We start from the raw sequence: 21,920 nt of genomic DNA on the forward strand, positions 1-21,920 counted from the left end.
CTTGACGGTTAGATCAAAAGAGGGCACGGTCCTTTTTAAATGAAATTGATTCTTACAGTTGAATTACTCTATTCCGACTTCTGCGCCTTCCAAATTGAGGCTCAGCTTGTCGCCTGACGTCTCATCCTCATCATCCAGTTCCTTCATTTCAATTTCCTGCTCGTCACCGCTGAGGATCTTAACATCCATACCAAGCGACTGCAGTTCCTTGATGAGTACTTTGAACGATTCCGGAACACCTGGTTCTGGAACATTCTCGCCTTTGACAATGGATTCGTACGTCTTGACACGGCCTACCACGTCATCGGACTTCACAGTTAAAATCTCTTGAAGTGTATATGCAGCACCGTAAGCTTCAAGCGCCCAAACTTCCATCTCCCCGAAACGCTGTCCGCCGAACTGGGCTTTACCGCCGAGTGGCTGCTGTGTAACGAGAGAGTAAGGCCCTGTGGAACGGGCATGAATCTTATCGTCAACCATGTGCGCCAGTTTGATCATGTGCATAACGCCGACAGTAACTTCACGCTCGAAGCGTTCACCTGTACGGCCGTCATAAAGCACTGTCTTACCATTACGCTGCATGCCGGCTTCTTCCATCGTATCAAACACGTCGTTCTCACGCGCTCCATCAAATACTGGAGTAGCTACGTGAATACCGAGCTGCAGGGCAGCCATACCGATATGAACTTCGAGCACCTGGCCGATGTTCATACGGGAAGGAACGCCCAGAGGGTTCAGGACAACCTGCACCGGTGTACCGTCAGGAAGGAATGGCATATCCTCTTCAGGCAGGATACGGGCAACGACACCCTTGTTACCGTGACGTCCGGCCATCTTGTCACCTTCAGAAATCTTACGTTTCTGAGCGATGTAGACACGAACCAGCTGATTTACACCCGGAGGCAGCTCATCGCCGTTCTCGCGTGTAAATACCTTAACGTCAACGATAATACCGTCACTACCATGAGGAACGCGCAGCGAAGTATCGCGCACTTCGCGGGCTTTCTCACCAAAGATAGCGTGCAGCAGGCGTTCTTCGGCAGTCAGTTCAGTTACACCCTTAGGAGTAACTTTACCTACCAGAATGTCACCAGCGTTGATTTCCGCACCGATGCGGATGATGCCGCGCTCATCAAGATTGCGCAACGCTTCTTCACCGACATTCGGAATATCACGCGTAATCTCTTCAGGTCCCAGCTTGGTGTCACGAGCCTCGGATTCGTACTCCTCGATATGAATCGAAGTGTATACATCTTCCTTAACCAGTTTCTCACTCAGCAGGATCGCATCCTCGTAGTTGTAACCTTCCCAAGTCATGAACGCAACAACTACGTTGCGGCCAAGAGCAAGTTCGCCCATTTCCGTGGATGGTCCATCGGCCAGAATGTCGCCTTTCTTAACAATGTCGCCTCTTTTAGCCAGCGGACGTTGATTAATGCAGGTACCCTGGTTCGAACGCATAAATTTGTGTAATTTATATTTAACGATATCGCCTTTAACTTCCTTGCCTTCGACAGCTTCAACGCGGCGCAGCCAAATTTCGTTGGCCGACGAGCGTTCAATAATACCGTCATACTTGGAAACAATACATACGCCCGAATCCTTAGCGGATTTATGTTCCATTCCTGTGCCGACAAGCGGTGCTTTAGGAATTAGAAGCGGAACGGCCTGACGCTGCATGTTCGATCCCATCAGTGCGCGGTTGGAGTCATCGTTCTCAAGGAACGGAATGAGCGCCGTAGCGACCGATACAACCTGTTTTGGCGATACATCCATGTAATCCACGCGATTACTTGGCATTGTTGTAATGTTGTCTGAATCTTTGTTGTAACGAACGATAACCATGTCTTCTTTGAAGGAGCCCTCTTCGTCGATCAGTACGTTAGCCTGAGCAACTACATAGTTATCTTCTTCATCGGCAGTCAGGTAATCGATCTGTTCGGTCACCTTGCCAGTCTTCGGATCCACCCAACGGTACGGCGCTTCAATAAAGCCGTATTCATTGATGCGGGCAAAGGTGGACAAGGAGTTGATCAGCCCGATATTCGGACCTTCCGGCGTTTCAATTGGACACATACGGCCGTAGTGACTGTGATGGACGTCACGAACCTCAAAGCCCGCGCGTTCACGAGTCAGACCGCCGGGTCCGAGTGCCGATAGACGGCGTTTGTGCGTCAGTTCAGCCAGCGGGTTCGTCTGGTCCATAAATTGGGACAGCTGCGAACTACCGAAGAACTCTTTAATCGACGCGATAACCGGACGAATGTTGATCAAAGCCTGTGGCGTAATCGCATTAGCATCCTGTATCGACATTCTCTCACGCACTACGCGCTCCATACGGGACAACCCGATACGGAATTGGTTCTGCAGCAGTTCGCCTACAGAACGCAAACGACGGTTACCCAGGTGGTCGATATCATCGGTGTTGCCGATGCCGTGCAACAAATTAATAAAGTAGCTGATTGAGGAGATAATATCAGCCTGAGTAATATGCTTCACTGATTTGTCGATATTGCCATTGGCAATCAGCTTGATAACCCGTCCTTCTTCAATCGGCGAGAACACGTCGATCGTTTGCAGTGGGATATCAATACTGTCCATAACCCCACCGCTTACACGGTAGTTTTTGGAAGCGACATTCTTCTCGAAATAAGGAATCAGCTCATCAAGCAGACGACGGTCAACCATTTGGCCGGATTCCGCCAGGATTTCACCTGTGGACTCATCAACCAGAGGTTGAGCCAAACGCTGATTGAACAGACGATTCTTAATGTGCAGCTTTTTGTTGATCTTGTAGCGGCCTACATTGGCCAGATCATAGCGCTTCGGATCAAAGAAACGTGCGACCAAAAGGCTCTTGGCATTATCAAGTGTCGGCGGTTCGCCCGGACGCAGACGCTCGTAGATTTCGATAAGCGCCTTTTCCGTAGAGTCCGTGTTGTCTTTATCCAGCGTATTGCGAATATATTCATCATTGCCAAGCAGTTCCAGAATTTCAGCATCACTGCCGAACCCGAGAGCACGCAGAAGCACGGTAACCGGGATCTTACGAGTCCGGTCGATACGGACATACATAATGTCCTTAGCGTCGGTCTCAAGCTCCAGCCAGGCTCCGCGGTTAGGAATTACTGTGGCGGTGTAGGTTTTTTTACCGTTCTTATCCACTTTTGTGCTGAAATAGACGCTTGGAGAGCGAACCAACTGGCTGACAATAACCCGTTCCGCACCATTGATAATAAAAGTGCCGGTCTCCGTCATCAGCGGGAAATCTCCCATGAACACTTCCTGCTCTTTGACCTCACCGGTCTCCTTATTAATGAGCCGTACTTTCACCCGCAGAGGAGCCGCATATGTTACGTCCCGCTCTTTAGCGTCGTCAACCGTATATTTCGGTTCACCCAGGCTGTAATCAATGAACTCAAGCACCAAATTCCCTGTGAAATCCTGGATCGGCGAGATGTCCTGGAACATTTCCCGCAATCCTTCCTCCAAAAACCAATCATAAGATTTTTGTTGGATCTCGATCAGGTTCGGGACCTCGAGTACCTCGTTAATTCTCGCATAGCTCCGCCGAGTGCGTCGACCATACTGAACAAGATGTCCTGCCAACTTTACTCACCCCTCATGTCTACTCACTTAAAAATTGATTGCGAACCCTTGTTTGGACCATTATAATGGAACCATAACACAAGGATTCAGCCACAAATAGAGAAAAGCCCTTATCGAAATCTTTCGAAAAAAGAGCGCATCTATCCATGACCAAAATACTCCTTATCCAGTAGATTTGCCCAAAACGTACGTATTATACGTCACCAAGCAACAGTTTATGCGCTATTATCTATTTCCCCGGCGACCTTCGCCGTGGCAGTAACATAGAGAACTGAATTCGCACAAACTTGCCGTACGGCATGCGCTTGCCGGGCGACAATATATTACTTGACATTTCAGCAAACTAAAGACATGGAGCCTAGCTTAATACTGACATTTTATAATAATACCACTATCTATATCACAAGTCAATGAATAATCAACTATTTTTTTGCGCCCTGATAATACGATAGCCTTTGTCTTTCCCCACTTCTTCCACAACCGTAAACAAGCTTTCGAGTTTTGCTGCCGCTGAAGGTGCCCCCTGTTTCTTCTGGATTACAATCCACAGACTTCCACCCTCATTTAAATGCTCATACGCCTCTTCAAAAATACGATGCACTACCGCTTTGCCGGCACGTATCGGAGGATTGGTAAGTATGACATCATACTTCTGTCCCTTTACTGCAGACAACACATCGCTTTCCATAACTGTAACATTGCGGATTCCATTATGCTGGGCATTCTCGCGAGCCAGCTCGACCGCACGGCTGTTAATATCAATCATCGTCACATGGCCGCCCGGGGTCAGAAACGCTGCACTAATGCCAATCGGTCCGTACCCGCAGCCTACGTCAAGCACTGCAGATCCATCCGGAATGTCCATAGTCTCAATTAGAACACGGCTTCCATGGTCGATATCTCCTTTGGAAAAAACACCGGCGTCGCTGGTAAACCGCAGGGTTTTCCCTCTCAGAACCGTGCTTAGGGTACGTCTGTCATGACGCGCTTCCGGCTGCTGCGAGTAATAATGCTGCGACATAAGATCCTCCCTTTCATTTTGTTCTTCCTATTGTATACAGCAACCCCCTTGAACAAGTTCAAGGGGGTTGCAAGAACCGGAAGGAGAAGTCCTCCCCGGGGCATTACCTTATTGAAGCGAATTACTTCACTTCTACAGCTGCGCCTGCTTCTTCCAATTTTGCTTTGGTAGCATCGGCTTCTTCTTTGCTTACTTTTTCTTTGATTGGTTTTGGAGCGTTGTCTACGAGGTCTTTAGCTTCTTTCAAGCCCAGACCTGTGATTTCGCGAACGATTTTGATAACGTTGATTTTGGAAGCGCCAGCGCCTGTCAAAATTACGTCAAATTCGGATTGTTCTTCTGCTACTGCTGCTACTGCGCCGCCAGCTGCTACTGGAGCTGCTGCAGTTACGCCGAATTCTTCTTCGATTGCTTTAACCAGGTCGTTCAGTTCCAATACGCTCATGCCTTTAATTTCTTCTAAAATTGTTTCTTTGCTCATGATTGAACCTCCATTTTATATTTAAATTTATTTGTGGTATTGATTATGATGCTAGAGACAAAGGCTTACGCGCTTTGTTCTTCTTTCTCAGCGACTGCTTTAACTGCAAGCGCGAAGTTGCGCACTGGAGCTTGAAGCACGCTAAGCAGCATGGACAGCAAACCATCGCGGGATGGAAGCTCAGCCAGTGCTTTCAGCTGGTCAGCGTCGATAACTTTACCTTCTACAACGCCGCCCTTCAGTTTCAGAGCGTCGTTCTTCTTAGCGAAGTCATTCAAAATCTTGGCTGCTACTACTGCATCAGTTTCACTGAATGCTACTGCTGTAGGACCAGTCAGAACTGCGTCCAACTCAGTCAAATCAGACGCCGCAGTTGCACGACGCACCAAAGAGTTTTTCAGGACTTGAAAATCAACGCCAGCTTCACGAAGCTGCTTACGCAGTTCGGTCACTTGCGAAACGTTCAATCCACGGTAGTCCGCAACAACAGTGGAAACACTGTTCTGCAGTTTGCTTGTTACAACATCAACCGCTTCCTGTTTAGCTTGGATTACTTTTGCATTTGCCATTTGTATACACCTCCTGAAAATTTATGTGACGACGATTCTTCCGGAAAATTCTCGTCGTTCCTACGCAGGCATTAGAAAAGCCTCCGCAGATTCACGAAGGCTTGATAAAACGTAAGTTACACAGGCATGTACCCGGCACTTCTTGTTTCTATCACAACACCTCGGTAGGAAATTAAGCCCTACGGCACCTACTGTCTACGGTAAGCATATTCAAGTTGAAGAATGATCACCTTAAAGTTCACAACTGTTATAGATTATCAAAGATGACTCTAAGAGTCAACCCCTATTATCTGTAAGAAGTTGTATTCACACGAGCACTAGGTCCCATAGTTGACGAAATAGCAATGTTCTTCAGGTAAACACCTTTAGCAGCAGCCGGTTTCGCACGGTTAAGAGCGTCGATGAGGGATTTAAGGTTTTCGTTCAATTGTTCAGCATTAAAGGACACTTTGCCGATAGGTGCGTGAATTTGACCGGCTTTATCAAGACGGTATTCGATCTTACCGGCTTTGATTTCTTGCACAGCCTTGGTAACGTCGAAAGTAACTGTGCCAGCTTTAGGGTTAGGCATGAGGCCTTTACCACCGAGCAGACGACCCAGTTTACCAACTTCACTCATCATATCAGGTGTAGCTACGCAGACATCAAATTCAAACCAGCCCTGTTGGATCTTGTTGATCATATCCTGATCGCCTACAAAATCCGCGCCAGCAGCTTCTGCCTCTTTCGCTTTTTCACCTTTTGCAAATACAAGTACGCGTTGCGTTTTGCCTGTGCCGTGAGGCAGGACAACAACACCACGAACAGCTTGGTCTTGTTTACGCGGGTCTACACCCAGACGAACTGCTGCTTCAACGGTTTCGTCGAATTTGGCAGTCGCTGCCTTTTTCACAAGCTCTACAGCTTCTGAAGGCTCGTATGTTGCTTCGCTGTCGATCAGCTTAGCAGATTCCATGTATTTCTTACCATGTTTAGCCATGAAAATGTTCCTCCTTTGTGGTGTTAGCGGAAATTCCTCCCACATATTGCGGTCATGAATGACCGGTGCATCGAATACATATTAGTCTTCGATTGTGATACCCATACTGCGGGCAGTACCTTCAACCATACGCATTGCAGCTTCGATAGATGCAGCGTTCAGGTCGGGCATTTTTGTTTCAGCGATTTCACGAACCGCTGCGCGGCCGAGCTTCGCTACTTTTTTCTTGTTTGGTTCACCGGATCCTTTTTCTACTTTAGCAGCGATGCGAAGCAGAACGGCAGCCGGAGGAGTTTTAGTGATGAAGGTAAACGAACGGTCTTCAAATACTGTAATTTCAACCGGGATGATCAGGCCAGCCTGGTCGGCAGTACGAGCGTTGAATTCCTTACAGAATGCCATGATGTTGACACCTGCTTGACCTAACGCCGGACCTACTGGAGGCGCTGGATTCGCTTTCCCTGCAGGAATCTGCAGTTTCACCATTTTAATAACTTTTTTAGCCATGAGTGACACCTCCTTGCGTAAATAGTGGTATTCGAACGCTTAAAGCGTTCTCCCACAAGAAACCCTTGACACTGTTATATTTTCTCCACTTGAGTGAAATCCAACTCCAGCGGGGTTTCCCGTCCAAACATGTTAACATGCACTTTGATCTTGCTCTTGTCAGCCAAAATCTCTTCCACGGAGCCCACAAAATTCGCAAAGGGACCAACCATAATACGTACGGATTCCTTAATTTCGAAATCAATCTTCGCTTTAGGTTCAACCATGCCCATATGCTTCAGAATTTGTTCAACTTCTTCCGGAAGCAGAGCGGTAGGTTTAGATCCGGAACCTGTCGAACCGACAAATCCGGTAACGCCCGGCGTATTGCGGACAACATACCAAGAATCATCAGTCTGAACCATTTCGACCAAAACATAACCAGGATAAACTTTACGCATGACAGTTTTTTTCTTGCCATCCTTGTTTACCAGTTCTTCTTCCATAGGAACAAGAACACGGAATATTTTGTCTTCCATGCCCATGGACTCAACGCGTTTTTCCAAATTGGCCTTAACCTTATTCTCATACCCGGAATAGGTATGAACAACATACCATCTTTTTTCCATACAAGCCACCTGGGACCTCTCTAAATAATCGTTTCGATCAGAGCGGAAATACCGATGTCCAGAACCCAGAAGTAAAGCGCCATAACTACAATTGTACCGAGAACGATCAATGAATAGTTTTTCAACTCTTTACGGCTAGGCCAGCGAACTTTTTTGAGCTCGCTCCAGCTCTCAGTGAAAAAGGAAAACAATGACTTGAAACTACGTTTCACGCCGACTACACCTCCAAAGACTATCTGGTTTCGCGATGAGGAGTTTGCTCGTTACAGAACTTGCAAAATTTCTTCATCTCCAAGCGGTCGGGGTGATTTCGCTTGTTTTTGGTTGTCGCATAGTTTCTTTGTTTGCAACTTGTACAAGCCAAAGTGATAATTACCCGCATGATATGCACCTCCCGAAGACGTACTTCTAATCTTATAATTAGAAGACGCAAATATTGATCCTAAAAAAAACCCGCGAATTTAGGCCTACCTAAAACACTTTAGCATAATGTCAAGCTCTGTGTCAACGAAAGAATTCCCCATCGCACTGGGTAATTTCGGGTAATGTAGCCGTGTTCCATTCATTGTCTTGTTCTTGTCTTTCCCAGCTGTTCGCTGCCTTGTGCAAGGTCGTCATGAATGACTTCACGGACGGAATTTCTCGATAGAACATCGATAGGCACTATTCTTACCATTATGGAGCAATCCGACTATGAATAAACCTATTAGCAACGGCAATCCACTAAAATCCTGTCTTATCCATCAAAACTTGCATAAACACTAAAAAAAGACTCGATGACCGAGTCTTTCCTGTCCATTATATCATTAATTGTCACGCACTTCCAGATATCTTTCCAATTTACGTTTCACTCGCTGCAAAGCATTGTCGATCGACTTCACATGCCGCTTCAAATCTTCCGCAATCTCCTGATAGGACCTGCCGTCCAGATACAGCATCAGAACTTTGCGTTCGAGATCACTGAGAATCTCCGCCATCTTATCCTCCAGGCCGATAAATTCCTCCTGGTTAATAATCAGTTCTTCCGGATCCAGCACCTGAGTCCCGCAAATGACATCCATCAGCGTCCGGTCGGAATCTTCATCGTATATAGGCTTGTCCAAAGAGACATACGAATTAAGCGGTATATGCTTCTGGCGGGTAGCCGTCTTAATGGCGGTTATAATCTGACGGGTAATACAGAGTTCGGCAAAGGCCTTAAACGAAGACAGCTTATCGCCCTTGAAGTCACGAATTGCCTTATAAAGGCCTATCATGCCTTCCTGTACGATATCTTCACGATCCGCTCCAATCAGAAAATAAGAACGGGCCTTGGCACGTACGAAATTACGGTACTTGTTAATCAAGTGCTCCAATGCGCCACTGTCGCCACCACGGAAGATCTCGACAATTTCTTCATCACTTATGAAATCATACTCAGACAGCATTAATTCCTTGAGGTCGACACTCACCAAGAATCCCCCCGGCTGCAACGCAAGACACATCGTCACTTCTCGAAATATAGGATCAGTATATATTATGTTACCTTACACCGTCAACCGTATTTGTCCAAAAACAATCTTCTATAACAATTTTTGGAATTTAATCAATTGATTACGGGTTTCCGGATGCTTCATTGCCGCCGCCAATCCTCCAGGCGTTTCCGCATCTCCGGTGGAAGTTTCTCTTCCAGGGAATGCCGCTGGGAGCTGGTACCCTGCGGCTCGATAGCTTTCTTAACCTGCTTTTGATTTTCTTCGATCTCCAGCCGCAGCTCTCTGGCAGAAATCCGCAACGCACCTTGGGCAAAGATTACATGCTGCTCCACAAAATCGCTGGTTGCCACATAAATCTGCCGGCGGCGGTGAGCGAATTCTCCAACCAGCCGCTCAATGCATTCGTCTGCGGTTTCTTTTTCCTTAGTGAAAAAGACCTGCACCTTCCCCTGCACAAAGGAACGGCCAAGTCCCGGAACACGGTAAGCATCGAATACGGCAATGACGCGCCGCCCGGTGAATGCCTGATAATCGGCCAGCATATCCAGCAGCCGGTCGCGTGCTCCCTGCATGCCTGTCTCCGACAGTGCCGAAAGTTCCGGCCAGCCGCCGATCATGTTGTATCCATCCACAAGCAGCACATCGCGCCAGTCTGCCATAGCTATCCCTGTACTTGCCGGCGCCGCAATACCTCATACATAATGACGCCGGCCGCAACTGAGGCATTCAAAGAGTTGATCTTACCGGCCATTGGCAGCTTCAGCAGTACATCGCATTTTTCACGGATCAAGCGGCCCATTCCCTTGTTCTCATTGCCAATAACAACAGCTACCGGACCGGTGAAAATATCCGATTCATACAGGTTCTGATCCGTAGCAACATCTGTTCCGACCACCCAGACGCCCAGCTCCTTAAGCCGGTCTATAGTCTGGCCAAGATTGGTGACCCGTGCTACGGGAACATATTCTACAGCTCCAGCTGAGGTTTTGGACACGGTGGCCGTAATTTGCGCAGAGCGCCGTTTGGGCACAATCACCCCGTGTACGCCAGTGCAGTCAGCTGTCCGTAGAATGGAGCCCAAATTATGCGGATCTTCAATCTCATCCAACAGGATAAGAAAAGGCGGTTCCCCTTTGGCCTCGGCCGCAGCCAGAATATCGGCAACTTCCGCATAAGCGAACGGCGCAGCCTGAGCCACCACTCCCTGATGCTGCACTCCGGGTGCAAGCTGGTCCAGCTTCCGCTTATCTACATGCTGGATCACAATTCCCGCTTTGCGCGCTTCAGCAACGATCGGTGCGGTTAAATGCTTTTGCGCCGTTTCGGCGATCCAAATCTTGTTCAGTGTACGGCCGGCACGAAGCGCTTCAAGCACCGAATGCTTACCGGCCAGTATTTCTTCTTCTGTCTTTATTTCTTCTTCCATGTTCATGCCTCCTGTTCTATAAGTTTTATGGCCTCACTTGGGCCGGTTCATCATGTACTCTATACTGCTGTGGACAAGTTCTTGTATTCTCTCCTGCTGCCCTGTGTAATACAGGTGCCCGATCAGGCATTCAAAAGCGGTGGCATGGCGGTATTCCAGCACATCCGCATTTTTGGGGATCGTCCCTGACTTAGCGTTCCGTCCTTGCCGGGCGACATCCTTCTCCTCATCCGTGAGCATCGGGTCAAGAAAGGCAAGAATGGTGCTTTGCGCCTTAGCCGAGACCAGTCCGGTTGCCGTGCGGTGCAAGTGATTCGGACGCAGATTCGTCAGCGAGATCAGATATTGGCGGACAGCCACTTCATAAATCGCGTCTCCCGCATAAGCGAGCACGATTGGCGAGAGCTGCCGGACCGGCTTGGAGGGTTCATACGGGAACCAAGCGTTGTTCACATTGAACTCGCCGCTCATTTACGACGCCACCGCATTCCTTGTGGAGTATCTTCAAGCAGGATGCCCAAACGGTTCAACTCGTCGCGGATTTCATCGGACCGTCCCCAGTTCTTATTCTTGCGCGCTTCTGCCCGCTCTGCGATCAGCCGCTCCACATCTTCACTTGCGACCTCTTCTTCAAGCTCGGGAGCAAGGCGCAGAACCGCATTCATCTCCGAAAAAGCCTTCAGCAGCGCCGCAAAATCCGCGGATTTCGCCTCGTTGTTCGCAAGCGTAAGATTCGCAAGGCTTACCCAGTCGAATACAGCAGTGATCGCATCCGGGGTATTAAAATCATCCTGCATTTTAGCATGGAAGGTCTCCAGTATATTCGCCAGGCGATCCACGGTCTCTGCGCTCGCTGCTTCCACAGCCCCTTCAGGAGCAAGTTCCAGACGATGCTTCACATTACTCTCTGCCAGCGCGATCCGCTCGGCGCTTTTCTCGGCAGACAGCAGCGCTTCTTCCGAAAAGTTCAGCGGATTGCGGTAATGGGTGGAGAGCATGAAATAACGGATCGTTCCAGCTTTGAAACGCTGGCGGATATCCTTGACTAGCAGCCCGTTGCCGAGCGATTTCGACATTTTCTCGTCTCCGATGTTGAGAAATCCGTTGTGCATCCAATAGTTCGACAGCGGCTTGCCGGTCAGCACTTCCGTTTGTGCACATTCGCATTCATGATGCGGGAACTGTAGATCCTGCCCTCCGCCGTGGATATCAATAGTATCGCCCAAATATTCACGGACCATGGCCGAGCACTCGATATGCCAGCCGGGACGTCCATTCCCCCAAGGGCTGTGCCAATGGATTTCACCCGGTTTGGCCGCTTTCCATAGCACAAAATCCTCGGGTTTCTCCTTGCGCGAATCCACTTCCACACGAATCCCGAATTGCAGCTCCCCGAGATTCTGGCGGGACAGCTTGCCGTAATCGGCAAATTTGCCCGTGCGGTAATATACATCGCCGCCGTTCTCATAAGCATAACCTTTTGCTTCTAGCTCCTTAATGAGCTCAATGATCAGATCCATACTTTGTGTAACCCGCGGATTCATTGTTGCCGGCTTTACGCCCAGACCGGCAAGATCTTCACCGTAGGCAGCGATAAAAATTTCAGCAACTTCAGCTACGGTAGTATTCATTTCCTCCGCTTTGCGGATCAGCTTATCATCGACATCGGTGAAATTGGTAATATATCGCACCTCATTGCCGATTGCCTCTAAATAATTGCGGACCGTATCAAAAACGATAACAGGTCTGGCATTTCCGATATGCATATAGCCGTAGACGGTTGGTCCGCATACGTACATTTTTACCTCGCCTGACTTCAGAGGCACAAACTGCTCCTTGCTGCGACTCATTGTGTTGTAGATTTGCAAAGCCATGCTGTTCCCAATCCTTTCTGATGTTCCGGCATTCACTGGAATACCGGGATGCTTAAATTTCATAGTCACCTATATATTGCTGGCTCTCCAGCCGCCGCTGCTCGGCTTTCTGCTTATCCTCGTTCCCGAGCTGTTCCCGGATTTCCTCAATCTCCTTCTGCAGGAAACGCAGGGAATCTACCAGCGGATCCGGCATCTTGGTATGATCGAGACGGTCGGATACCCGTTCCCCGTTGCGCTTGACCACTCGGCCGGGATTGCCTACCACAGTGCTGTTATTGGGCACTTCACGCAGTACAACCGCGTTGGAGCCGATATTGGAATTATCGCCGATCCGGAATGATCCCAGTACTTTCGCACCGGAACCAATTACAACATTATTGCCGACAGTAGGATGACGTTTCCCTTTTTCCTTACCGGTTCCCCCAAGCGTAACCCCTTGATAGATAATAACATCATCACCGATTTCACAAGTTTCGCCAATGACTATCCCCATGCCATGGTCGATAAACAACCGATCCCCGATACGGGCGCCAGGATGAATTTCGACACCGGTCATAAACCTGCTGATCTGTGAAACGATGCGCGCCAGCGTAAACCAGCCCCGTTTGTAAAAAGAGTGGGCCATCCGATGACCCCAAATGGCGTGAAGTCCGGCATAAGTGAAGACAACCTCGAATCTGCTGCGGGCTGCGGGATCGTTGTCGAATACTGCCCGAATGTCCGACTTGATATGCTTAAACATCACGGTTCCCCTCTTCTTGGCTTCCCCGCCTCCTGTTTACAGGTACGCATAAGGAAGGTATTGGCGCAGCCCACTATCTATCTCTCTACACGTTTGCCGCGGGCTTAGGCTTGGTCAGAAATCCATCTTTATGTCCAAAGAATCTGCTCTCCTATTTCAACAAAAAACGCCTCTGCAGCTAAAAGCTGCAGAGGCGTGTAACCGCGGTTCCACTCTGCTTGGATGATTGCATATTCCCCAGCCCAACATTCCGGCCTCTGGATGCAGCATCCCTCTTGCGTCATTAACGGCAACGTTCCCGGCACAGTCTAACGTCCCTTAAGGGAACGCTCAACCCTGCAGCTCACAGGCGCATGTTCAGCGGCGGACAAATGAATAACTTCCAGCCTCTTAAGGAAGTTCCTCACGAGGTTATTCTCTCTGGCAATTGTCCTTATGCGCTTACTTTTCCTGATCACAGCTATTACAATATTCTTCTATCTTAGCGAAAAGATAAGGGACTGACAAGAGGTTTGCCCCCAGGTCATCAAAGCTTAGGCCCCTTTGATTTGTGATTTCAAACGTTCAATGACTCGGTTCCGGCCCAGCAGGGCAATCGTCACATTCAGGTCACGGCCATGTGTCTGACCCGTCAAAGCGACACGGATTGGCATAAACAGCGCTTTTCCTTTGTGGCCCGTCTCTTTCTGCACTTCTTTAATCAGAACAGCCATATTGCTGGCAGTGAAGTCTTCAGTACCTTCCACCTTGGCCAGAAAAGCGGAGAGAACTTCAGAAACCTGGCTCTCAGCCAGAATCTGAGCCGCTTCCGTTTCGAGCTCCACATGGCTGCGGAAGAACATTTCGGACAGCCCGACAATATCCGATGCAGCCGTCAGCTGCTCCTGGTACAGTGCAACAAGTGTTTCCGCCCAGGTCTGCTGTTCATCATTAAGCTGAGCCGGGAGTCTTCCCGCCTTTTGCAGATGAGGAATGGCCAGTGCTGCAATCCGCTTCGGATCCGCATGCTTAATGTAGTGATTGTTCAAATGAGCCAGCTTGTTCGTGTCGAACACAGCGGGACTCTTGGACAGGCGGTCAGCGGTAAAGATCGAGATCAGCTCTTCTTTATTAAAGATTTCCTCTTCACCTTCCGGAGACCAGCCAAGCAAGGAGATGAAGTTAAAGAGCGCTTCCGGCAGATAGCCGAGCTGATCATACTGCTCGATGAATTGAATAATGGATTCATTCCGTTTGCTCAGCTTCTTGTGGTCATCGCCGACAATCAGCGTCATATGACCAAATAGCGGCGGTTCCCAGCCAAGTGATTCATAAATCATCAGCTGGCGCGGCGTATTGGAGATATGGTCTTCCCCGCGCAGCACGTGGGAGATTTCCATCAGATGATCATCTATCGCTACAGCAAAGTTATAGGTCGGAATTCCGTCCTTCTTCACGATTACAAAATCGCCCATTTCTTTAGTAGTAAAAGAAATGCTGCCTTTTACGATGTCCTCAAAGGTATATGTGCGATCTTCCGGCACCCGGAAGCGGATGCTGGCAATACGTCCTTCCGCTTCAAACGCGAGGCGTTGTGCCTCTGTCAAATCGCGGTGCTTGCCGGAATAACGCGGAGTTTCGCCGCGGGCCGTCTGTTCCTCACGTTCCGCTTCCAGCTCCTCTTCGGTGCAATAGCAGCGGTAAGCCAGACCGCGGTCTAGCAAATCCTGCCAGTAGATACGATACAAATCAAGGCGTTCGGTCTGGCGGTAAGGGCCGTATTCTCCGCCAACATCGACGCTCTCATCCCAGTCTACTCCCAGCCACTTCAAGTATTTCAGCTGGCTTTCTTCCCCGCCGGCGACATTGCGCTTTACATCTGTATCTTCGATCCGGATAATGAATTTTCCGCCCAGATTACGGGCAAATAAATAGTTAAACAGTGCTGTTCTGGCATTTCCGATATGTAAATGTCCCGTAGGGCTCGGTGCGTAACGCACCCGGACTTGATCCGCCATAGTATTCCCTCCGCTTCATAATGGTTAAAATTAGGTCACTTGCAGCCATCTCAAGATGATATCACATCTTGGAGCAGGCAGACAATAGATTGTGCCGCAATTCCTTCGCCGCGTCCGGCAAATCCGAGCTGTTCGGTAGTGGTCGCTTTTACATTCACTTTCGAGGTTTCCGCTCCAAGCGCGCGGGCAATGATCTCAGTCATCTGCGGGATGTACGGAGCCATCTTTGGCTTCTGGGCAATAATAGTTGAGTCGATATTGCCGAGCCTATAGCCACGCTCGCGGGCAAGACTCCATACCTGCTCCAATAGCTTCAGGCTGTCCGCATCCTTGAAGGCCGGATCGGTGTCGGGAAAATGCCTGCCGATATCACCAAGCCCAAGCGCCCCCAGAATAGCATCACTTACCGCGTGCAGCAGCACATCCGCATCGGAGTGCCCCAGCAGCCCTTTTTCATAAGGAATGGTGACTCCGCCAATAATACACGGTCTTCCCTCTACCAGCTGGTGTACATCAAAACCTTGTCCTACAGCTATCATGCTTAACCCTCTCCCCTGTTACTTTCTGTAAATTCGGCAAAATCGAGGTCTTCCGGCGTTGTGATCTTTATGTTCCTGTAGCTTCCCTCCACCACAGATACCGGAATCCCGCTGCGCTCGGCCAGGCTGGAGTCATCGGTGCCAATAAATCCTTCCCGCTCCGCCGCGGCATACGCCGCAAGCAAATCAGACAGACGAAAAGTCTGCGGGGTCTGAATCGCCCACAGACTTCGCCGATCCGGCGTAGACAGCACCTTACCATCACCGTCTACCTGCTTGATCGTATCCTTTACCGGCACTGCAAGTACGGATGCGCCGACCGCTCTGGCCCGTTCGTAGCAAGCATCAATCTCACTCTCCTGCACGAATGGACGTACACCGTCATGCACCATGACCCAGTTGGTGTCCAGCTGCTTTAGCCCCAAATGTACGGAGTGCTGACGTTCGGAGCCTCCGGGAACGACAGCCTTCACTTTGTCCAGCTTATAGGCCTCTACCCATTCCCGGCAGCGTTCTATGTCCTCCTGGCCAGCAACCAGTACAATTCCAGAGATAAGCTCATGCTGCTGGAACACCTCCAGCGTATGCACGATAATGGGTTTGCCTTGAAGCAGCAAATATTGCTTGCTCTCGGCGGTCCCCATCCGTGTTCCTCTGCCTGCCGCCACAATCACGGCGCCCACACTGTTTGACATTCTTTTTGCTCCTGTCTTTCACGTATATCCCCATCATAACGTGTTTGGCGGTCATTTCCAACCCAAAAGACATTTTGCGGTATGGCTTCTTGCTTATTGCGCTTTTTCCAGCAGCTTCGGTTTGGCAAAAATCATTCTGCCGGCTGAGGTCTGCAGCACACTTGTAACCAAAACCTCCATCGTCGTGCCGATGTACTCGCGTCCGCCTTCAACGACAATCATTGTTCCATCATCGAGATAGGCTACCCCTTGTCCATGCTCCTTGCCGTCTTTAATGACCTGTACGATAATCTCCTCTCCCGGCAGAACAACCGGTTTTACCGCATTTGCCAGATCGTTGATATTAAGTACGGAAACCCCCTGCAGCTCACAGACCTTATTGAGATTGAAATCATTGGTTACCACCTTGCCGCGCAGCACTTTGGCGAGCTTGACCAGCTTGCTGTCCACCTCGGAGATCTCTTCGAAATCGCCTTCGTAGATAAGCACCTTCACATCCAGTTCTTTCTGGATCTTATTGAGTATATCTAGACCGCGCCGGCCACGGTTGCGTTTCAGCAGATCGGAAGAATCGGCGATGTGCTGAAGCTCTTCCAGAACAAACTCAGGGATGACAATCGTCCCCTCGATAAATCCCGTTTTGCAGATATCGGCAATCCGCCCGTCAATAATGACGCTGGTATCGAGAATTTTATGCTCCTCCAGTCCGCGGCCCTCCGGTTCAGCCGATTGTCCCCAGCGCCCGGTTGTCCAAAGCGAGGCCAACTCCTCTTTCTTCTCCAGACCGATCCGCAGCCCCATATAACCCAGAGCTAGCGTGGCAGCCACCTGCACCAGCTCACCTGCCTTCCCCAGCCAGTCCATGGCCGGATGGAGCAGCAGGGACAACAGCAGCCCTCCAGTAAGTCCTGCGGCACCTGCGGCCAATTCATTCATCGGAATTCGCGAGCAGTACAACACCGCCTCATGCAGCTTTGAACCTGCCCACTCCGCGCATAAAGTCCCCGCAAACAAAAAAATAATGGCACCCAGCACCGTAAATAAAATGCTTCCTTCCACAGGCAGGTTTTCCCCCAGCTTTCCCATTCCCTCCGGGAACCCTTTTTCTGCCGTATGGTATAGCGAAAAACCGGACCAGGCTCCGCATAACCCGGCTAGCGTCAACATCACTTTTTTCCACATAACCTTAAGCACCTCCTTTTATTCATCCTAAAATGATCTATACTTCACCAGTATGTTCCAATTTTCAGGACGGTAATCGGGGGTTGCTTATTTTTTCTCATACTTTTACCTTACCGCTCCTGTAAAGATTCCCAGGAACTCCTATTCCCGTTGAAAACAGGGGGGCCCTGGCATATAATGAACTCAATTACGAACCCAGGGGTGAATGAAAAATGAGCGCACCAAGTTTACAGGCCTTTCAGGATCAAGTCTCCGAACTGCTGCTCCGTCACCGTAGTCTTCTGGATGTAATGTCCAAGAACGGGCAGAGCAGCGCATCCGTCAACCGTGCCGTTGTCAAGGCCATTACCGAATGCGGCTGTATTCAGCTGCATGCCACCAAACAGGTGTTCGAGCCCGCTTTGGGACTTGAACAAGCTAAGGAACTCGCAGGAACTCATCTTGAGGGCCAGCTGTGTGAGAACTGCCGTGAAGTTGTCGCCTCCGAGCTGGGGCGGGAATTGTTCTATATGTCTGCACTGTGCAATCTGCTTGACATTAATATGGACGAGGTTGTAGTGAAGGAATCGCAGAAATGCGCTACGCTCGGTTTGTTCAACCTATCCTAATCATGGCTGCAGACGCTCTTGTATGCTTTCTTCATTCGTTCAACCGAAAAAGGCTTTGCCGTCCACTGAGGTCAGGGAGGGCAAAGCCTTTTTCGGTATATATAAAGGAACTATCATACAGAGGAATAACTTGCATACTACCCGTTCTTGGAGTGATAGATCTTGTCTTCCGAACGTCTTCTGCGGCGGTGACGGCGACGTGCCGTGAGCCGGTCAATATTATGCTTAAATCCGTACAAAGCATACAGCGCGAGCAGTCCAAAGATCATCTTGGCAATCTGCTCCGGGAACACAACTGCTACTGCTACCGCCACAATAATCACTAACGGCGCACCAACGACCGCTTTTTTGGGCAGTCCGATCTTCTTGAAGTTAGGGTATTTGACTGTGCTGACCATCAGATAAGATAAGAGCAAAGTGGCAACAATCATGAATGGAGCAGAAACATCTTTATGAAAAAGAGCCAGTGTGGCGAGCACGCCACCTGCAGCAGGAATAGGCAAACCGACAAAATATCCGGGGATTCCCGGGCGGACATTAAAACGGGCCAACCGCAGCGCCCCGAATACCGGGAATATTGCTGTTACAGTCCAGCCGAGCGCAGAACTCAAATCCTGCAGGCTTGTAAGATACATAATTAGCGCAGGTGCCACACCAAAGGATACGACATCGGATAGGGAATCCAGCTCTTTGCCAAATTCACTCTCGCAGCCCAGCGCCCGCGCTACACGGCCATCTAGTCCGTCAAGCAGCATAGCGATAATCACCATGATAGCGGCCATGCTAAGCTTGCCGTCAAACGCCATCATGATACCAAACATTCCAAGCATCAGGTTACCAATGGTAAAAAGACTCGGAATTGATTTTTGTATCATTTCTTCACCTCTATTTTATTACTTTGAGCCTAACTTCTTCAATATTACGTGATTGTATGTTATTTACATTTGCCTGTCAATAAGAACTTGTTTCTGCAGACGTTTAAGTCCGTCTTGGATATTTCGTGCCCGAACCTCTCCGATTCCATCGACCTCATCGAGTTCCGCGATGCTCGCGGTCATCAGATTCGGCAGCATTTCGAAGCGCTCCACCAGATTGTGGATGATCACATTCGGCAGGCGTGGAATCTTATTAAGCAGCCGGTACCCGCGCGGAGTAACGACTTCCTCGGAGGCAATCGCTGTAGAGGAATAACCAAGCAGACGGGCAATATGATTGTCATCCATCAGCTCATCGTCGCTGGAACGTTTGAGTCCGGCAATAATTTCGCGGATTTTGTCCTCCTGTTCCTCTCTTGCATAGTCTCTGTACAGAAGCCATGCTTCTTCCTCTGTATTTCCAACCAGTTCTTCCATCTGCATGCTGATCAAGCGCCCTTCGTTGCCGAGTTCGTTGATATAGCGCTTGATTTCCATTTTAATGCGCAGTACCATCTCCACCCGCTGGATCACCCCGACAACTTCAACCACGGTAACGATGCCTTCATATTCAGAAGCGGAAAGGTTCGTTAAACCCTGGGTAAGTACTGCTTTGTACTTCTCAAGGGTTTGTATAGCCTGGTTGGCCTTGGCCAGAATTGCCCCAATCTCCTTAAGCGCATAACGGATGGAACCTTGATATAGGGTAATGATGTTGCGCCGCTGGGAAATGGATACCACCAGCTTGCCCGTCTGCTTGGCGACACGCTCTGCAGTGCGGTGGCGGATCCCTGTCTCAATGGATGAGATGGAGGAATCGGGAATAAGCTGCGTATTTGCGTACAGTATCCGCTTCAAATCCTCGCTCAGAATAATGGCTCCGTCCATTTTGGCTAATTCATATAAATAATTGGGTGAAAAATCGCAGTTAATGGAGAAGCCCCCATCGACAACTTCCATCACCTCAGGGCTGTATCCGACAACAATCAAAGCTCCTGTCTTTGCACGCAGCACATTCTCCAGACCTTCCCGGAAGGGAGTTCCGGGTGCCGCCATCCTCAGCAGATCATTCATATTATCTAATTGATTATATTCTTTCATCTTCCTATGCCCCCTAATCTAACGCGACCGATAGTGCATCTGCTACGGTACTGACGCCAATAATCTGGATATCCTGCGGATGTTTCCAGCCTTTCATGCTCTTCTCTGGCATAATCACTCTCCGGAAGCCAAGTTTAGACGCTTCCTTCACCCGCATTTCCGCGCGTGAGACCCCCCTGACCTCACCGGTGAGACCGACTTCACCAAAGAAGACATCATAAGGCTTGGTTGATATATCGCGGAAGCTGGAAGCAATGCTGATAGCTACAGCCAAATCTACTGCCGGTTCATCCAGCTTTACCCCACCGGCAACGTTCAGATAAGCATCCTGGTTTTGCAGGAACATCCCCATCCGCTTCTCCAGCACTGCAATAATAAGCGCCATCCGCTGGTGGTCCATACCTGTGCACATCCGGCGGGGGGAAGGGAAATGAGTTGCAGCGACAAGTGCCTGAAGCTCAACAAGCACCGGTCTGGTTCCTTCCATACTCGCCACTACTGCTGAACCCGCTACACCTAGCGGACGTTCGGACAAGAACAGCTCGGAGGGATTCTCCACTTCTGTAAGCCCGATCTCCCCCATCTCAAAGATACCGATCTCGTTGGTTGAACCGAAGCGGTTTTTGACTGCCCGCAGCAACCGGTACGTATGATGCCGCTCTCCTTCAAAATAGAGCACGCAATCCACCATATGCTCCAGCATTCGGGGCCCGGCAATCGCGCCTTCCTTGGTGACATGACCAACAAGTACGGTTGCGATCCCGCGAATTTTGGCGATACGCATAAATCTTGTCGTACATTCCCGAACCTGTGTCACGCTGCCAGGTGCACTGGTTACTTCCGGCATGAATACCGTCTGGATGGAGTCAATGACGAGGAACTGAGGTTTGATCTGTTCAATGGCTTCCTCGATGCTTTCCATATTCGTCTCGCACAGTACATACAGCTCTGCCGACAACGCCCCGAGGCGATCGGCACGGAGTTTGGTCTGCCGAACAGATTCTTCTCCCGAGATGTACAATACGCGTAAACCTTGAGTAGTCAATGCATGCGAGGTCTGCAGCAGCAGGGTTGACTTCCCGATGCCGGGGTCGCCTCCGACCAGCACCAGCGAACCCGGCACAATACCTCCGCCGAGAACCCGGTTAAGCTCACCGATGCCTGTCAATATACGGGGCTCTTTGTCACTTTCTATATTTATGATCGATTGCGCCTTTTCTTTACTCTGAAAAATAGGTGCATTCATTCCTTGTGTTTTGACTACGCTTTCGGTCTCCTCAACCATGGAGTTCCATGCCTGGCAGCCCGGGCATTTGCCGAACCACTTCGGCGATTCGTAGCCGCATTCGGTGCAGAAAAATTTAGTTTTTGGTTTAGCCATGTGTACTCCTTACCGTCTGAACTGCTTAAATTGCGGATAATTTTCTCTTATTCAAAGTTTACCATTTCTGCACCTTGAACGGAAGGTCAGTTCAGAGCTACTTTTGAGGAGTATCTCATTAACTTTCCTGAAATTCGGATGAATTATCACCAAAAGGGTCTGAACAGCAACAAAAAGCCCCCGCCCCTCTATACGGAGGAACGGGAGCT

Annotated in this window: 23 protein-coding genes and 1 other annotated feature; of the genes, 1 reads left to right on the top strand and 22 read right to left on the bottom strand. The window is 49.5% G+C overall.

What is annotated here, in order from left to right:
* Positions 1-63: 63 nt before the first annotated feature.
* From rpoB to AC3WT9_RS33300, 19 genes are all read right to left on the bottom strand, one after another.
* Positions 64-3,609, bottom strand: coding sequence for a DNA-directed RNA polymerase subunit beta (rpoB, locus tag AC3WT9_RS33210; protein ID WP_076112958.1), 3,546 nt, complete (start codon positions 3,607-3,609; stop codon positions 64-66).
* Between the two features lie 418 nt (positions 3,610-4,027).
* Positions 4,028-4,630, bottom strand: coding sequence for a class I SAM-dependent methyltransferase (locus tag AC3WT9_RS33215; RefSeq protein ID WP_341379935.1), 603 nt, complete (start codon positions 4,628-4,630; stop codon positions 4,028-4,030).
* Positions 4,631-4,751: 121 nt separating this feature from the next.
* Entirely contained in the window at positions 4,752-5,111 is a 360-nt protein-coding gene (gene rplL / locus AC3WT9_RS33220; protein ID WP_038597106.1) for a 50S ribosomal protein L7/L12, read from the bottom strand.
* A gap of 65 nt (positions 5,112-5,176) precedes the next feature.
* Positions 5,177-5,680 (bottom strand): 50S ribosomal protein L10, encoded by a 504-nt coding sequence (rplJ, locus tag AC3WT9_RS33225; RefSeq protein ID WP_038597109.1) that lies wholly within the window; start codon positions 5,678-5,680, stop codon positions 5,177-5,179.
* 64 nt (positions 5,681-5,744) lie between these two features.
* Positions 5,745-5,899 (bottom strand) — a sequence feature (ribosomal protein L10 leader region).
* Between the two features lie 67 nt (positions 5,900-5,966).
* Positions 5,967-6,659 carry a 50S ribosomal protein L1 gene (gene rplA, locus AC3WT9_RS33230; protein ID WP_038597112.1) on the bottom strand — a complete coding sequence of 231 codons (693 nt, stop codon included), beginning with the start codon at positions 6,657-6,659 and terminating at the stop codon, positions 5,967-5,969.
* Between the two features lie 81 nt (positions 6,660-6,740).
* A complete protein-coding gene (rplK, locus tag AC3WT9_RS33235) occupies positions 6,741-7,166 on the bottom strand; it encodes a 50S ribosomal protein L11 (protein ID WP_020427083.1) in 426 nt (141 codons plus the stop codon).
* Between the two features lie 74 nt (positions 7,167-7,240).
* Positions 7,241-7,774, bottom strand: a complete 534-nt coding sequence (gene nusG, locus AC3WT9_RS33240; protein ID WP_020427084.1) for a transcription termination/antitermination protein NusG — start codon at positions 7,772-7,774, stop codon at positions 7,241-7,243.
* A gap of 20 nt (positions 7,775-7,794) precedes the next feature.
* The gene (secE, locus tag AC3WT9_RS33245) at positions 7,795-7,986 is read right to left on the bottom strand and encodes a preprotein translocase subunit SecE (RefSeq protein WP_038597114.1); all 192 of its coding nucleotides are present in this window, start codon (positions 7,984-7,986) and stop codon (positions 7,795-7,797) included.
* A gap of 20 nt (positions 7,987-8,006) precedes the next feature.
* Positions 8,007-8,156 carry a 50S ribosomal protein L33 gene (rpmG, locus tag AC3WT9_RS33250; protein WP_074086515.1) on the bottom strand — a complete coding sequence of 50 codons (150 nt, stop codon included), beginning with the start codon at positions 8,154-8,156 and terminating at the stop codon, positions 8,007-8,009.
* Between the two features lie 424 nt (positions 8,157-8,580).
* Positions 8,581-9,225 carry an RNA polymerase sporulation sigma factor SigH gene (sigH, locus tag AC3WT9_RS33255; protein WP_020427086.1) on the bottom strand — a complete coding sequence of 215 codons (645 nt, stop codon included), beginning with the start codon at positions 9,223-9,225 and terminating at the stop codon, positions 8,581-8,583.
* A 161-nt stretch (positions 9,226-9,386) separates the two neighbouring features.
* Positions 9,387-9,908, bottom strand: a complete 522-nt coding sequence (locus tag AC3WT9_RS33260) for an NYN domain-containing protein (protein WP_341096621.1) — start codon at positions 9,906-9,908, stop codon at positions 9,387-9,389.
* Positions 9,909-9,910: 2 nt separating this feature from the next.
* Positions 9,911-10,675: a 23S rRNA (guanosine(2251)-2'-O)-methyltransferase RlmB gene (gene rlmB, locus AC3WT9_RS33265; protein WP_038597120.1), complete on the bottom strand. Its 765-nt coding sequence runs from the start codon at positions 10,673-10,675 to the stop codon at positions 9,911-9,913.
* A 33-nt stretch (positions 10,676-10,708) separates the two neighbouring features.
* Positions 10,709-11,146: a Mini-ribonuclease 3 gene (locus tag AC3WT9_RS33270; RefSeq protein WP_341096623.1), complete on the bottom strand. Its 438-nt coding sequence runs from the start codon at positions 11,144-11,146 to the stop codon at positions 10,709-10,711.
* Positions 11,143-12,549, bottom strand: a complete 1,407-nt coding sequence (cysS, locus tag AC3WT9_RS33275) for a cysteine--tRNA ligase (protein ID WP_341379936.1) — start codon at positions 12,547-12,549, stop codon at positions 11,143-11,145. The genes AC3WT9_RS33270 and cysS overlap by 4 nt, the downstream gene beginning before the upstream one ends.
* Positions 12,550-12,601: 52 nt before the next feature.
* Positions 12,602-13,294, bottom strand: a complete 693-nt coding sequence (gene cysE, locus AC3WT9_RS33280) for a serine O-acetyltransferase (protein WP_341096625.1) — start codon at positions 13,292-13,294, stop codon at positions 12,602-12,604.
* Between the two features lie 533 nt (positions 13,295-13,827).
* Positions 13,828-15,291: a glutamate--tRNA ligase gene (gene gltX, locus AC3WT9_RS33285; protein WP_341096628.1), complete on the bottom strand. Its 1,464-nt coding sequence runs from the start codon at positions 15,289-15,291 to the stop codon at positions 13,828-13,830.
* A gap of 50 nt (positions 15,292-15,341) precedes the next feature.
* Entirely contained in the window at positions 15,342-15,830 is a 489-nt protein-coding gene (gene ispF, locus AC3WT9_RS33290; protein ID WP_341379937.1) for a 2-C-methyl-D-erythritol 2,4-cyclodiphosphate synthase, read from the bottom strand.
* A gap of 2 nt (positions 15,831-15,832) precedes the next feature.
* Entirely contained in the window at positions 15,833-16,525 is a 693-nt protein-coding gene (ispD, locus tag AC3WT9_RS33295) for a 2-C-methyl-D-erythritol 4-phosphate cytidylyltransferase (RefSeq protein ID WP_341379938.1), read from the bottom strand.
* Between the two features lie 93 nt (positions 16,526-16,618).
* Positions 16,619-17,707, bottom strand: coding sequence for a PIN/TRAM domain-containing protein (locus AC3WT9_RS33300; protein WP_341096633.1), 1,089 nt, complete (start codon positions 17,705-17,707; stop codon positions 16,619-16,621).
* 212 nt (positions 17,708-17,919) lie between these two features.
* Here AC3WT9_RS33300 and AC3WT9_RS33305 point away from each other — a divergent pair, with 212 nt between their 5' ends.
* The gene (locus tag AC3WT9_RS33305) at positions 17,920-18,315 is read left to right on the top strand and encodes a nucleoside triphosphate pyrophosphohydrolase family protein (protein WP_038597135.1); all 396 of its coding nucleotides are present in this window, start codon (positions 17,920-17,922) and stop codon (positions 18,313-18,315) included.
* Positions 18,316-18,452: 137 nt separating this feature from the next.
* Here AC3WT9_RS33305 and pssA read toward each other — a convergent pair whose 3' ends face one another.
* The 3 genes from pssA to radA form a co-directional block, all read right to left on the bottom strand.
* A complete protein-coding gene (pssA, locus tag AC3WT9_RS33310; protein ID WP_038597137.1) occupies positions 18,453-19,190 on the bottom strand; it encodes a CDP-diacylglycerol--serine O-phosphatidyltransferase in 738 nt (245 codons plus the stop codon).
* Positions 19,191-19,253: 63 nt separating this feature from the next.
* Positions 19,254-20,330 carry a DNA integrity scanning diadenylate cyclase DisA gene (gene disA, locus AC3WT9_RS33315; RefSeq protein ID WP_341096634.1) on the bottom strand — a complete coding sequence of 359 codons (1,077 nt, stop codon included), beginning with the start codon at positions 20,328-20,330 and terminating at the stop codon, positions 19,254-19,256.
* A gap of 13 nt (positions 20,331-20,343) precedes the next feature.
* Positions 20,344-21,711 (bottom strand): DNA repair protein RadA, encoded by a 1,368-nt coding sequence (gene radA, locus AC3WT9_RS33320; RefSeq protein WP_038597143.1) that lies wholly within the window; start codon positions 21,709-21,711, stop codon positions 20,344-20,346.
* Between the last annotated feature and the right edge of the window lie 209 nt (positions 21,712-21,920).

This window comes from Paenibacillus sp. EB106-06-01-XG199 (assembly GCF_058791575.1).